At 47.4% G+C, this 14,320-nt stretch carries 11 protein-coding genes; 3 read left to right on the top strand and 8 right to left on the bottom strand.

Annotated features, from left to right (window positions below; translation table 11 throughout):
- Positions 1-175 precede the first annotated feature (175 nt).
- From yqiA to nudF, 4 genes are read right to left on the bottom strand one after another with little or no spacing between them, the layout of a single operon-like run.
- On the bottom strand, positions 176-763 hold the full coding sequence (yqiA, locus tag GT360_RS02705) for an esterase YqiA (RefSeq protein ID WP_164647392.1): 588 nt from the start codon (positions 761-763) through the stop codon (positions 176-178).
- Entirely contained in the window at positions 763-1,587 is an 825-nt protein-coding gene (gene cpdA / locus GT360_RS02700) for a 3',5'-cyclic-AMP phosphodiesterase (protein ID WP_164647391.1), read from the bottom strand. Before cpdA ends, yqiA begins: the two co-directional genes overlap by 1 nt.
- Before the next feature lie 25 nt (positions 1,588-1,612).
- Complete coding sequence (locus GT360_RS02695) at positions 1,613-2,050, bottom strand: DUF1249 family protein (RefSeq protein ID WP_164647390.1); 438 nt, start codon at positions 2,048-2,050, stop codon at positions 1,613-1,615.
- Positions 2,038-2,646 (bottom strand): ADP-ribose diphosphatase, encoded by a 609-nt coding sequence (nudF, locus tag GT360_RS02690; RefSeq protein ID WP_239502573.1) that lies wholly within the window; start codon positions 2,644-2,646, stop codon positions 2,038-2,040. Before nudF ends, GT360_RS02695 begins: the two co-directional genes overlap by 13 nt.
- Positions 2,647-2,931: 285 nt before the next feature.
- On the opposite strand from nudF, the gene tolC reads away from it, so the two are divergent.
- Positions 2,932-4,236 carry an outer membrane channel protein TolC gene (gene tolC / locus GT360_RS02685; protein WP_164647389.1) on the top strand — a complete coding sequence of 435 codons (1,305 nt, stop codon included), beginning with the start codon at positions 2,932-2,934 and terminating at the stop codon, positions 4,234-4,236.
- Between the two features lie 66 nt (positions 4,237-4,302).
- On the opposite strand, the gene hldE is transcribed toward tolC, so the two are convergent.
- The 4 genes from hldE to GT360_RS02665 form a co-directional block, all read right to left on the bottom strand.
- Entirely contained in the window at positions 4,303-5,733 is a 1,431-nt protein-coding gene (gene hldE, locus GT360_RS02680; RefSeq protein WP_164647388.1) for a bifunctional D-glycero-beta-D-manno-heptose-7-phosphate kinase/D-glycero-beta-D-manno-heptose 1-phosphate adenylyltransferase HldE, read from the bottom strand.
- Positions 5,734-5,788: 55 nt separating this feature from the next.
- Complete coding sequence (gene glnE / locus GT360_RS02675) at positions 5,789-8,656, bottom strand: bifunctional [glutamate--ammonia ligase]-adenylyl-L-tyrosine phosphorylase/[glutamate--ammonia-ligase] adenylyltransferase (protein WP_164647387.1); 2,868 nt, start codon at positions 8,654-8,656, stop codon at positions 5,789-5,791.
- Positions 8,657-8,768: 112 nt separating this feature from the next.
- Positions 8,769-10,025: a methyl-accepting chemotaxis protein gene (locus GT360_RS02670; RefSeq protein WP_164647386.1), complete on the bottom strand. Its 1,257-nt coding sequence runs from the start codon at positions 10,023-10,025 to the stop codon at positions 8,769-8,771.
- Between the two features lie 362 nt (positions 10,026-10,387).
- Complete coding sequence (locus tag GT360_RS02665; protein WP_164647385.1) at positions 10,388-11,905, bottom strand: CYTH and CHAD domain-containing protein; 1,518 nt, start codon at positions 11,903-11,905, stop codon at positions 10,388-10,390.
- 205 nt (positions 11,906-12,110) lie between these two features.
- Here GT360_RS02665 and GT360_RS02660 point away from each other — a divergent pair, with 205 nt between their 5' ends.
- Both GT360_RS02660 and GT360_RS02655 read left to right on the top strand, forming a co-directional pair.
- Positions 12,111-12,791, top strand: a complete 681-nt coding sequence (locus tag GT360_RS02660) for a TIGR00153 family protein (RefSeq protein ID WP_164647384.1) — start codon at positions 12,111-12,113, stop codon at positions 12,789-12,791.
- A gap of 121 nt (positions 12,792-12,912) precedes the next feature.
- Positions 12,913-14,172, top strand: a complete 1,260-nt coding sequence (locus GT360_RS02655) for an inorganic phosphate transporter (protein ID WP_164647383.1) — start codon at positions 12,913-12,915, stop codon at positions 14,170-14,172.
- Positions 14,173-14,320: the final 148 nt, after the last annotated feature.

Here is a 14,320-nt window from a genome sequence, read left to right as displayed (position 1 = left end):
ATGACGCTTTTAAGCAAAAGTCAGCAAAAAGCAGAGAAACAGGTGATGATTATTCACCTAGCAATGCAAAAGTATAGGGGCATCATAGTCTGACCCCAACCGCATTATGTCAAGCGAGTTGGCTGACTATCAGGTAAAAATATGATTGTTCCCGCAATGAGTGTACGGAAGTTACTCAAAGTTTAAGAAATTCAATGATCGCTTTCGGGTAACGCTCAAAGCCGATAAAGCTATGATCGCCCCCCTCTTCAACCGTCTGTTTAGCACGAGCAAAACGCGTGACTGCCTGACGGTAATCGAGAACTTCGTCTTCCGTTTGCTGCAACAACCAAAAATCTTGAGGGTTGCTGAGTTCAGATACATCCAATGCTTTGAGTTCATCAATATGCTGCGCTGTGAGCAGATAGCGCTCACCTGTATAAGGGTTTTCTTGCTCACCGAGAAAGTCTTGCAGTAATTCATAGGGTCTAACGGCTGGGTTAACCACCACGGCTTTACATCCATACAGTGAATTCAACCAAACACTGAGATACCCACCAAGCGAGCTACCGACTAAGGCAATGTGGTAATCGCCTTTATAATGCTCTACGAGCTCTAGCAGTTGTGTTGCGGCTTGCTTGGGAAAGCAGGCCATTTGAGGGATAACGACTTTGATGTCCGAACGATATTGCGCACAGTAGTCGCGCATCAGATTCGCCTTCAACGACTGAGGGCTACTGTTAAAACCGTGGATATAGAGCAGTAAGCTCGGTTTAGAGCCCATTAATAGCCGCCTGAGGCAAAATCTGGCATAAATTTAGTACTATTTAAACGCTTAACTCGTGTCTCTACCTTGCCACACGCATGCAAAGATAACTCACGCCAGCCAGGGGCCTGATTATCAAGCGCAAAATCAGTCGAGCGAGGTTTAAATTGCACACAAGTGGACGGCGTCGCCATCACCCTTACATCACCGCGTTTGTGGTCAAAGTCTTGGTGAACATGACCGCACAGCACCGCTTTCACATTCTGGTGCTTCTCAACCACACTCCAAAAGTCATCGCTGTCTTTGAGTGTGTGCTGATCAAGCCAAGCGCTTCCCACTAGCACTGGATGATGATGCAGTAAGACAAGAGTATGTCGTGCGCTATGTTCTGACAATTTTGAGTCCAGAAGGTCCAACTGTTGATCGCTCAATCGACCGTGAGGCTTGCCGACAACCTGAGAGTCCAATACAACGACCTGCCAGTGCTTGCCCAATAGTGTGTGCTCAACAGCTTGCACTTGATTGGAAGGTAGCACTTCACCCATGCTAGGTTGAAAATCGTGGTTTCCTGGCAGCCAAAAGCAAGGCTTAACCAGTGGGGCGATACCATCGAGAAAACGTTGGTAGGAGTGTGCACTGTGATCTTGCGAGATATCGCCTGTCGCCACTATCGCGTCAAACTCGACGCTCTCGGCCTGGATCATCTCCACAACCGCTTGGAAGCTATCACGAGTATTGACGTTGAGCAGCGCCCCTTCCTCATCCGAGAAAAGGTGAGTATCGGTAATTTGCAATAGCTTGACCACTTCTAAGCTGTCACTAATAACGGAAGACACTTTCAAAATCAGAAACCTAAATGAACTCTAATTAAAACAATGGACGACGACTGATGCCGTGCTTTAAACAAAACGTCAACCAATCACCGAGAAAACGATTCATTTGAACCTTCTCATCTTTCTGCGCCATTTTGGGATTCGGATAATCGTAGCGGGCATGAAAACGTGATAGTTGCTCACAAGCGGAAACTTCAGCAACACGAGCGTCGTGATATAGCCTGACAGACATTGAAGGCAATGGAAATACCGGAACCTCATCACTCTGACAAATCTCAACTAAAGTTGTGTACTTTGTGACTTCGACCACACGAAGTTGATAAGACATCTCTTGCACTTGATAGCAGCGTACGTCCTCAACTTGAGGCTGGTGAGGCAACAATGCATTCAATTTAGCGTAATTCATCTCATAGACACGCATCAAGTCAGCTAAATCAACATGATACGGCTTATTCATCGCTACGACTGCCATGCTAACTTTAACTGCTGATGATTGAGCTGCAACCATTGCAAAGCGATAATGCTTGCCCCGTTCTCAATCATTCCACTCTCGACCATTTGATAGGCTTCGCAACGAGAGACAACCCGCACTCGAATGTCTTCACTCTCACTCGCAAGCCCATGAACACCCTCAGCGGTACTTGCGTCAACTTGTCCAATGAACACGTCCAGCTTCTCGGAACAACCACCTGCAGAGGGATAGTAAGACACGAGCTTTTTGACTTGGTTCACTGCAATACCCGCTTCTTCTTGAGCTTCTCGAACCACCACGTCATCGGCTTGCTCGTCCTGCTCAATAATGCCTGCAACAATTTCAATCTGCCAAGGTGACTCATGCTCAAGAGCGCCGACTCGGATCTGTTCAATCAAAACAACTTCATCTCGAACCGGATCATAAGGTAACAGTGCTGCAGCATGGCCTCGCTCCATAAGCTCACGCACCACGACGTCACTCCAGCCACCTTCAAATAGTCGGTGTTTGAACTGATACTTGACCAAAGAGAAAAAACCCGAGTACAGCGTACTCTTTTCGATGATCTCGATATCTTTTGTACTGAATGATTCCAAACTTATCTCTTCCTTAATCTCAAAAAATGCCGCTGCGCACTCAGTCTCTCATTACTGGCGTGTGACTCATCATTGTATGCAGCCAGAGTCTATTTGACCAACAAATGCATCAACTAGTTTGATAAAAGTTACAAATTTAGTTTTAGAACCCCATCATTTTGTTTATTTTTGCAACAGATTTTCGCTACTTCAATGCAAAAAAGTGTAAAGTTTTAAATGCATTGGACAAAAATTGAGTTAGAATCTTGTGTGTACCCTAATCATTTTATGGCAGGAATAGTAACAATGAAGAAACTGCTTCCACTTTTTATTAGTGCAGCAATTGGTTCGCTAAGCTTCTCAGCATCTGCTGACGACCTAGTTGAAATTTATAATCTAGCGAAGGACAACGATCCGACGCTACTAAGCTCTGCGGCAACACGTGACGCTGCTTTTGAAGCTATTACTTCAAGCCGAGCTACTCTATTGCCACAAATCAATCTAACTGCAGGTTATAACATTAATTCTAGCGATGTTAGTCAACGAGACTCACAAGCACTAACTGCCGGTGTTGGTCTATCACAAGAGCTATACAATCGTTCAAGCTGGATTACACTGGATATCGCAGAAAAGAACGCACGCGCGCAAGACTCTATCTATGCAGCAAACCAGCAAGCACTTATCCTACGTGTTTCTCAAGCCTACTTTGAAGTGCTACGTGCTCAAGATAACCTCGTGTTTGTTCAGGCAGAAAAAGCGGCGGTTGGTCGTCAGCTAGAGCAAACCAAACAACGTTTTGAGGTGGGTCTATCTGCAATCACTGACGTGCACGATGCACAGGCGCAGTTCGACGCCGTTCTTGCGGATGAAGTATTGGCGGAAAATAACCTCGTCAACAGCTATGAAGCACTCCGTGAGATTACCGGTCAAGAGCACGCTAATCTAAGCGTTCTAGACACTGGCCGTTTCTCTGCAAGCAAATCTGCCGATTCTATCAACGTTCTGCTGCAACAAGCAGAAGAGAAGAACCTGAGCCTATTAGCTTCGCGTATTTCTCAAGACGTAGCTCGTGATAATATCTCGCTAGCGAACTCTGGCCACCTACCATCTATTTCATTAGATGCAGGCTATAACTACGGCGATGACTCCGAGGCGAACAGTGCTTTAAACCCATACAACGACTTCAATATCGGTGTGAACTTAGTTGTTCCTCTATACACCGGTGGCAACATCACTTCGCAATCAAAGCAAGCCGAATACGCATACGTAGCTGCGAGCCAAGACTTGGAAGCGACTTACCGTAGCGTTGTTAAAGACGTACGTGCTTTCAACAACAACATTACGGCATCGATTGGCGCACTGCGCGCTTACGAGCAGTCGGTGATTTCTGCGCAGTCCGCTCTTGAAGCTACTGAAGCGGGTTTCGATGTGGGTACACGTACGATTGTTGACGTACTAGACTCAACTCGCCGCCTGTACGATGCAAACCGTAACCTGTCTGATGCACGTTACAACTACATTCTAAGTGAGCTTCAGCTTCGTCAAGCTGTGGGTACACTGAGTGAGCAAGACATCCTTGATGTCAACGCAGGCCTAAAGCCAGCGAGCTAATCGAGATTCTCGAGACACAAAAAAAGCCGCAATAGCGGCTTTTTTTACAACTGCAGTAAAGTGAAATTACCCTTTACCACCTTTGATGGCATCGATGATTTCTGTGGTTGAGCAACCATCTTCAAAGTTCAGCACTTTCACTGCACCGCCGTTAGCTATCACCTCTTTACCACCCGCGATCTCTTCTGGTTTGTAATCACCACCTTTAACCAGCAGATCAGGCAGCACTTCAGAGATCAAACGTTGTGGGGTGTCTTCAGCAAAAGGGACCACCCAATCAACCGCACCAAGACCCGCCAGTACCGCCATGCGGCGATCAGTTGGGTTTACCGGACGACCTGGGCCTTTTAGGCGCTTCACAGATTCATCCGTATTGACCGCGACGATCAAACGATCACCCAAAGTCGCAGCATGGTTGAGGTAGGATACGTGACCCGCATGCAAGATGTCGAAGCAGCCATTGGTCATGACAACCGTCTCACCTTTTGCCTGTGCTTTTTTCACTGCTGCAATCAGTGCTGACTCACCAATCACGCCGTAATCGGTATCTTGGCTGCCATGTACCGCTTCTGCCAACTCAACTTCAGAGAGCGTTGATGTTCCAAGCTTACCAACCACCACACCTGCAGCAGCATTCGCCAGCGCACAAGATTCTTCAAATGACTTACCGGCTGCGTAAGAAGCCGCCAGTACAGAGATTACCGTGTCACCAGCACCTGTTACATCGTAAACCTCTTTAGCTTGCGTTGGCAGGTGAAAAGGCGCTTGGCCGCGACGAAGTAGCGTCATACCGTGCTCACTACGTGTCACGAGTAGCGCTTCAAATTCAAACTCTTCAATCAGCGCATGACCTTTTTCAACCAAGTCTTGCTCATCCTTCACTTTCCCAACGACTAATTCAAACTCTGCCATATTTGGTGTCAGCAAAGTCGCACCGCGATAGCGCTCGAAATCTGCGCCTTTCGGGTCAATAAACACCGGCTTGTTCGCCTTGCGAGCAATCTGAATCAGCGCTTGTGCGTGCTCTAGGGCACCTTTCGCATAATCAGATAGCACCACCGCTGAGACTTTATCAAGGTTCTGCTCAAGACGGCTTGTGATCAGCGCCGCGTCAGTGCCTTCAAACTTGTCTTCAAAATCAAGGCGAATTAACTGCTGACCTCGGCTAAGAACGCGCAGCTTAGTAATGGTTGGGTAGTTTGGCAGTGCCACAAAGTCACACGTCACGTTCAATGAAGCGAGTGTTTCGTTCAGTACCTTAGCAGGCTCATCAATGCCTGTTAGGCCAACAATGTGCGCGTGGCCACCCAATGAAGCTATATTCATCGCAACGTTTGCCGCACCACCAGGGCGCTCCTCGTTGTTCTCTACTTTCACTACAGGTACTGGCGCTTCAGGTGAAATACGTCCAGTTGGCCCATACCAGTAACGGTCTAACATCACGTCACCGATAATCAGGACGCCAGCGTCACCATAGTTAGGTAGGATGGGTTTCATTGTTCTTCTCCAATTCTTTTAACGCGCGGATTGTACCACAGATAATTCAGTTAATTTACTGCTCACCAAGCCATTGATTCCAAAGGCGAGTAACTTGCTGTCTTTCGTTGGTGTAGCGATCGTCCGCAACATCAGCATCAAGGTTAAGCAGATTACGGTGATGAATTTGGTCACGCATGGTGGTGTACGCCTGAGTGATCGCCATCGCATCCACCTCTTCCATGACACCTTGCGCCATCAGCGACTCAAAGATACGCACATTGTCTGACCAACGTGTCAATTTAGGCCTATCGTGACTCTCTTTTAAGACCAGGTACTGCGCCAAAAATTCAATATCAGTAATGCCACCTTGATCTTGTTTGAGCATAAAGCGGCCCGCTTTTTTGCCACCAAGGTGATCACGCATCTTGATACGCATATTTACCACCTCTTGTTTAAGCTCCGAAGGGTCACGAGGCAGGCTCAAGATGTTCTGGCGAGTCGCAGCAAATACTTGTTGCAGTGGCGCGTCACCGTATATCATTCGTGCGCGTACTAAAGCCTGATGCTCCCAAGTCCACGCATCTTGACGCTGATATTCATCAAAGGCATCGGTTGGACTCACTAACAGGCCTGATACACCGGATGGACGCAAGCGTGTATCGACCTCATAAAGAATGCCCGATGCCGTTCGCGTCGAGAAAATATGAATAATGCGCTGTGCCAGTCGCAAGTAAAACTGTCGACCATCGATCTCTTTCTTACCGTCGGTATAAACATTCACTGGGCAATCGTGCATAAATACGATATCAAGGTCTGAGTTGTAACCTAACTCCCACCCCCCAACTTTGCCATAGCCCACCACAGCAAAACCTTTACCTTCACGATCTTTGACATGCGTAGGCTCGCCATATTTTTCCGCCATCTGCTGCCAAGCTTGATGCACCACAGCTTCAACAATCGCCTCAGCAAGATAGGTTAAGTGATCACTCACCTTCATCACAGGTAGCACACCCGCAATGTCTGCTGCAGCAATCTTGAGAATACAGATCTGTTTGAACTGACGCAGCGCTTCCATCTGCTGCTCCATATCATCTTCTGGAATACGGGCGAGATAGTCGCGAAGCTCGCTACGATAGGCATCTAATTCGATTGGATGGTAAAGGTGCTGCGGATCTATAAGCTCGTCTAGCAGAATCGGGTAGCGACTCAATTGCTCCGAGATCATAGGACTGGCAGTACACAAGCGTACCAATTGTGTTAGCGCAGCCGGGTGCTCATCGAGCAGTTCCAAATAGGTGGTTCGAGTGACAATGCTGTGCAGTAGGTGCAGCACGCGCGGCAGACCAAATTGTGCATCAGGGTGCTGGTAAATAGCCTCAAACAGTTTTGGCATTAAGCGATTTAGCACCTCACGCCCACGTGGGCCCAAGGTTTTCTTAGCAAGATCCTGTTTGAAGCGACTAATTTCTGTACGCTGTGCTTCTGGTTGTTCAATATTGAGGTCTTCGAGCAAAATATGATCAATCACATCATCCTGATCGGCCATATCCCAAAGCTCATGGAAGTGCTTAGCGATATCTTCACAACCATCTTCTTCTTCCTCACCGATGAGCGCTTCAAACACGCTGTGCACACAGGCCATATGCTGTGTCACATAGTGCTGGAGCTGTTGCCAACTATCGTGCCCCATTGCGGTTGCCAGCTGTTGTTGCTCAAGCTCGCCATCAGGTAAGGTTTGAGTTTGCTTGTCTGCCATCGCTTGCAACAAGTTCTCTAAACGACGCAAATAACAATAAGCTTGGCGCAGACCATTCACCTCTTCAGGCTGCAGCAGGGTAAGCTCATCAATGGCATCCAGTGTTTCGAGTAACCCCCTGCCACGCAGGCCTGGCTCTCGGCCACCACGGATAAGCTGAAAAACCTGTGCGATAAACTCCACTTCACGGATACCGCCAGCACCCAGCTTTATGTTGTTGCTAAGGCCACGACGACGCACTTCACTGGTGATCATCGACTTCATTCGGCGTAGAGACTGAATCGCACTAAAGTCGATATAGCGACGGAACACAAACGGGCGCAGCATCTTGCGTAACTCTTGGTATTCTGGGTACATCTCACGCCCCATTACACGCGCTTTCACCATCGCGTAGCGCTCCCAGTCACGCCCTTGCTCTTGATAGTAGTCTTCTAACGCCGCATAGCTCATGACCAATGGACCACTCTCACCAAACGGCCGTAAGCGCATATCTACGCGGTAACAAAAACCATCAAAGGTTTGCTGATCAAGCGCCTTGATAATTCGCTGCCCAAGGCGAGTAAAGAACTGTGCATTAGCAATAGAGCGCCTTGCCCCTTGCGTCTCCCCGTTTTCAGGGTAAGTAAAGATAAGGTCAATATCAGAGGAGAAGTTGAGTTCACCGCCTCCAAGTTTACCCATACCAATGATCAACATCGGCTGAGCTTCACCTTGAGCATTGGTTGGTGTTCCCCACTCAGAGCAGCAAACTTCGTACTGCCATCGGTAGGTTTCGAAAATCATCGCCTCAGCGAGCAAAGATAGGTGTTGTAAGCTCTGTTCCAAACTCCAGCTTTGAGTAAAATCGCGCCAAGCAATACACACCATCTCGCGATTTCTAAACTGACGTAGCACTCGGTGCCCTGCCATTTCATCGGCACAACCAAGTAAGCGCTCAGCCAGTTCTGAACGATAATGAGAGGCTCTATCTTCACTCTCCAACATGCTTGGTAACTGCTCCCCAAGTGCGTCATCTCGAATCAATGCATCGACAATAAACTGACTGAGTCCGGCAACATACTCAAGCTGCGCTCGCATTGGTTGAGACCATGACTGATACCAACCTTTATCAAGCAGTGCTTCTAGTGCACTTTGCGCATGGGAATGTAAAACCGTAGGGAGCTGAGGTGTTGCTGGCAGCGTCATGATCGTTCCTTGTGACCAGAAAGAGGGAGGATTACTCATAGCTTAACGTAATCAGGAACTTGAGCAATAAAAAAGCCCACCAAATTGGTGGGCTAAACGATAGATTCAACAATTACACTTTAAAACAAGCAATCTTGCCATCGAGTTCGCTGGCATTGCTCTGCATCATCTCGGATGTCTCTAGCAGTTCGCCCATGACATTCACCGACGCTTCTACTAACTCACGTACATTGGTTAGGTTGTGATTCATCTCTTCTGCCACACCGCTTTGCTGACCTGCAGCGGTGGCAATTTGGAAGTTCATATCATTGATTTCACTGACTTGAGTCACAATGCCATCCAGCTCTGTACCCGCACTTGTCACCAGATCAACACTCTCTGCCGCCTCAACCACACTCTTCTCCATTAGCTCAACGGCGCTATTTGCGCTGTCTTGCAACTGGGTGATCATGTCTTGAATTTCGATCGTCGCTTTTTGGGTGCTCTGTGCCAGGTTACGAACTTCATCAGCAACGACAGCAAAACCACGCCCCGCCTCTCCGGCTCGAGCCGCTTCGATGGCTGCATTCAGTGCAAGCAGGTTGGTTTGCTCAGAAATACCTTGGATTGTGCCAACCACGCTGCTAATAGCAGCGACACGCTCTTCTACTTTGTTTACTGCGCCAGCTGATTGGGCAATGTCATTAGACAGTTCGCTGATCTTAGAAATCGTGCCACCAACAAACTCTTGGCCTCGTTTGGCTTGACCGGACGCACTCTCCGTCAGTGATGAAGCGGTTTGAGCATGATCAGCGACCGTTTGTACTGTTGAACTCATCTCACTCATGGCAGTGGCAAGTTGATCAATCTCATTAAACTCTTCTTGAGCCGACTCTTTCGTTTCCGCCATACTCAGCGTCATCACTTCCGTTAGCGTGATCAGCTCTTGTGAGGCTGACATTTGCGTTTTGATGACATCTTGTAGATGATAGCGCGTCGTCTCTAATTCACGAGCAACATCACCATATTCGTCTTTACACTCCATATCGATTTTCTGTGACAGGTCTTTATTTGCCATCATCTGAATCGACTCACTCAAGTAACTGGTCTGACGCAACATAATGCGCGCAGCAAACAGCAGTAACGAGATAAAAATGACGATCATCGCGCCTGTCTGCCACACCACCTGCACTAAGTATTGGTCGTAGTGCTGTTGAGCTATATTGGCATCTTGGGTTGCTAAAAGCAGAGCTTGGTAAAAAGTGCTCGCGTCCCACAACTGTTTTGCCACAATCAGTACGGTACTGAACACCATCAACATGATCATTTTTGGCACAAGACGCACATCGGTAATGAGCTTTTCCCAAGGTTTAAAACTAAGTTTATTCATTGCACTACTCCACAAAGCACTTCGCGTATGTACCACGATAAGCGGCTAATCTATCGGTGATCGTTATTGGGGTTAGCGGAAAATTTGTACAGAACTTTAATACTATTTGGTCGACTGAACATTGGGGGAGACGTCAGTAAAGACTGCTCGTGTCTGACTTAATTTGCGCTGTTTAATTAATCACAGCATATCAAATTCAACGCCACATATTACCCCAAATGAGTAGGGGTTCTCGATTCTGTGAACAAAGACATCAAGTGCCATTTACTCGGCGTCAAAAAATAAACGGGACTTCGTACTGAAGTCCCGTTTGTCACATCGAGTTGAAAATCTTACCGTCTATTTCACAGCAAGCTTAGAGGTCAATCACGCCAGTAAGGTTGAGTATCCACACTGATACGGCGCGTCTGCTCCATGGCGTGTAAAATTGATGTTTCTTGGCGCTGCAGCCAGCGTTTAAGCTGATCTAACTCTTCGCCCTCTAGCTTGTCGAGAAAGACTTCCAACTGCTTAAGCATCTGTAAATCAACAATGCCTTGCATGAGATCTGCCCAAGGCAAGCGGAAGCGGTTACGATCTTCGACATCGTATAGATTAGCGAAGCTCACACCTGTGTAGAGATTACGCATCAGACGATACTGCTGATCAATGTACTCTTGGCGACACAACTCTTTCTCTGGTGGAAAAGCTTCAACAAGCTCAGCCCAAGTGCGATCAAGCTGTTTCTTAGAGAAGTGAACAATATTACTACTCATCTTCTCGCGTGCTTTGTCGTCTAGAAACGGCTGCCAGCCACGAGTGAGAATCCAACGACTAAGGTCGAGTAACAAGCCGGTATAACGTGCTGATGACAGCAAAATCAAACACTCTTCACGCTCTGGTAATTGCGCTTCAACCTGCTTGAGCTCCTCAACAATAAACTTGCGCGCATCCAGTTTACGCAATACGTGCCCTTTGTCTTCAAGTAGGTCTTCAAGACAATCATAGTCATCTAACCACTCAAGCTCTTGCTCAAGCCACTTTAGCTCTTGGCGCAGCAATGCACTCGCGCGACGTGGCACAACACCACCGTATACCGTAAAAATTTGGCGGATATAGCTAATGGCATGACGAATTTCATGCAGCGCTTCAAGCGAAGGGCGCTCGACGTAGATCTGTTCATGGTAGTGCCAGTGAGATAGCGCGTGTTCAAGCGCATTGACGAGACACGTTTCCACCGAATCACTCGACTGAGTATTCACGAGTGCCAGCGGCGCAACCTCATCACTTTCATGACCATAAGCAAGGCGATAGCCTTTTGCCGCTTTGCTCATGTTACCCAATCGCATCCCTCCCTCTTCAGAGAAGGCGCGAGCCAATGTAAATAGCGCTTCCGTTTGACCGGATTTTAACTCCAGCTCCACTTCACATATCGGCTCTTGCTTGTCACCAGACTCTACTGAGCCTTGGTCGAAGGCCACTTCAATCTGGCTACCATCAGGCATGCCGATGAGCCATTGTTCACGAGTAAAGTTGGTTGAAAAAATTGGGATCAGTTGCGTCTGTACCTCTTCTACCGTACGCCCTTCCGGCCAGATATCCGCTGGGTGAAGGGTAAGCTCTGGTTTATTCGAGGTATGCTCTGCATTAAATTCAGGGCGTTGGTGAAGACCGGCAACAACGCGGCCTGAGGTTTTGACAGTTTGCACAAACACACCGTCAAAGCAGCGAATACGTAGGCCAATGTCATGACGACGTAGCCAGTTATCCGCAGTATCGAAGTAGGTATTTCCCAGTTCTCGACAGCTATGCTGAAGTACTTTGGTTTCATCGAGTTTTGCTCGCAAAGTATCGGAAAAATCAGATGAAACAAAAAACTTCAGCTCTATCTCGGTTTCCATATATCCACCTTTTAAAACAGATAGGTGAAGCATATTGCTTAACTGAGGGATCGGCAAGAAGGAAATAACACCAGAATGATGATCTAAAACAGTTTTAATGTCGCATTTTATGGGTTAACATGCGCGCCTTTATAGCCATCGTTCAACATTTCACCACGTTATGGTGTATGTTTTTTTTAGGTTATAGCAATTAGGTTGAAGAACCATGCCAGTAAATACAATCATGGGGTTATTTGCAAAGTCCCCAATTAAGCCTTTGCAACGTCACGTGGTATGCGTGAACGAATGTTGTTCGCACCTCGTTAACTTTTTTGAAGTCTCTTCAAAGGGTGACTGGGAAAAAGCATCTGAAATTCGTGCTCAGATCTCTCATTTAGAGAAAGAAGCTGACGTACTAAAGCGTGAAATTCGTCTGAAATTACCACGCGGATTGTTCTTGCCCGTCGATCGTACTGACATGCTTGAACTGCTCACTCAGCAAGACAAACTTGCAAACCTAGCCAAAGATATCGCTGGCCGAGTCTACGGTCGCCAGCTCGTCATTCCAGAACCTCTGCAAGAGAACTTCATCGCTTATGTGAAGCGCTGTCTCGATGCCGCAAACCAAGCTCAAAAAGTGATTAACGAGCTTGATGAACTGCTAGAAACAGGCTTTAAAGGCCGTGAGGTAACGCTCGTTGCAGAGATGATTCACCAACTCGACGTGATCGAAGATGACACAGATTCAATGCAAATTGAGCTGCGCCAACAACTGATGGCTCTTGAAGATAGCCTCAGCCCGATCGACGTAATGTTCCTTTACAAGATTTTAGAATGGGTGGGCGGAATCGCAGACCAAGCTCAACGTGTTGGAGCACGTCTTGAGCTAATGCTTTCTCGTTCATAATTCAGAAACTAAAACTGAGTAACGAAGGTCAATCAATTATCGGTTAATGCAATCGCAGTGACGCGATTTATTGCGCCCGTTTTTTGTCTGTCCCGCTTGTTACAAACAACTAGGTAATACAATGGATATCCTCGCTAACTACGGTACTATCCTAATCCTCTGTGCTGCTGCCTTTGGTTTCATGATGGCAGTCGGTATTGGTGCAAATGACGTAGCGAACGCTATGGGCACATCAGTTGGTTCAAAAGCACTAACTGTCAAACAGGCGATCATCATTGCGATGATTTTTGAGTTTGCTGGTGCTTATTTAGCTGGTGGTGAAGTAACTGACACGATTCGTCGTGGTGTCATTGATACTGCTCTTTTTGCAGAACAACCCGACGTCCTCGTCTTTGGTATGCTCTCGTCACTATTAGCCGCAGGTACTTGGCTAATACTCGCCTCTTTCATGGGCTGGCCGGTATCAACCACACACTCCATCATCGGTGCGATCATTGGTTTCGCTTGTGTGTCTGTGGGCACTGAAGCTGTGGACTGGGGTAGTGTAAAAGGTATTGTGGGTAGCTGGATCATTACTCCTGTTATTTCCGGTTTCTTCGCTTACGTTATCTTTGTCAGCGCCCAGCGCCTGATCTTCGATACCGAGCGTCCTCTACTAAACGCTAAGCGATTTGTTCCTGTGTACATGTTTATCACGACTATCGTGATTGCACTGGTAACGATTAAGAAGGGCCTAAAGCACATTGGCCTGCACCTATCGACTGGTGAAGCGTGGATCGCGGCAATCGCTGTTTCGACTTTAGTTATGGCCGGTGGTTACCTATACATCCAGAAGAAGTTTGCTGATCGTGAAGACGACCATAGCTTCGCGGGCGTTGAAGGCATCTTCTCTGTACTCATGGTTATCACAGCGTGTGCAATGGCATTCGCACACGGCTCAAATGACGTTGCTAATGCTATTGGTCCTCTATCGGCCGTTGTTTCTACGGTTGAACACATGGGTGAAATCACAGAGAAAAGCCGCATTGCTTGGTGGATTCTTCCGCTGGGTGGTATTGGTATTGTTGTCGGCCTAGCGACGCTTGGTCACAAGGTAATGGCGACTGTCGGTACTGGTATCACTGAGCTAACTCCAAGCCGTGGTTTTGCGGCTCAGTTAGCAACCGCTTCAACGGTAGTACTTGCATCAGGTACAGGTCTACCTATCTCAACAACACAAACGCTTGTTGGTGCTGTGTTAGGGGTTGGTTTTGCACGTGGCATTGCTGCTCTGAATCTTGGTGTCGTGCGTAATATCATCGCCTCTTGGATTGTAACGCTGCCTGCGGGTGCACTGCTAGCGGTTGTCTTTTTCCACGCTATGCAAGCAGTATTCGCGTAAACTCGACCGATTCAAATTCAAACGAAAAGTCAGAGTCAAGTTAAGACAATGTCATTATTGACTCAAACGCACATTAAGGGAGGCTTTGCCTCCCTTCTTTGTTGCACCGAGGCTTGAAAATTCTTACTATCTCCTCAGTTTTATCGTT

The organism is Vibrio astriarenae (assembly GCF_010587385.1).
Taxonomy (GTDB): domain Bacteria; phylum Pseudomonadota; class Gammaproteobacteria; order Enterobacterales; family Vibrionaceae; genus Vibrio; species Vibrio astriarenae.
Note: the sequence above shows the minus strand (reverse complement) of the source record. Positions and strands in the feature narration are given on the sequence as shown.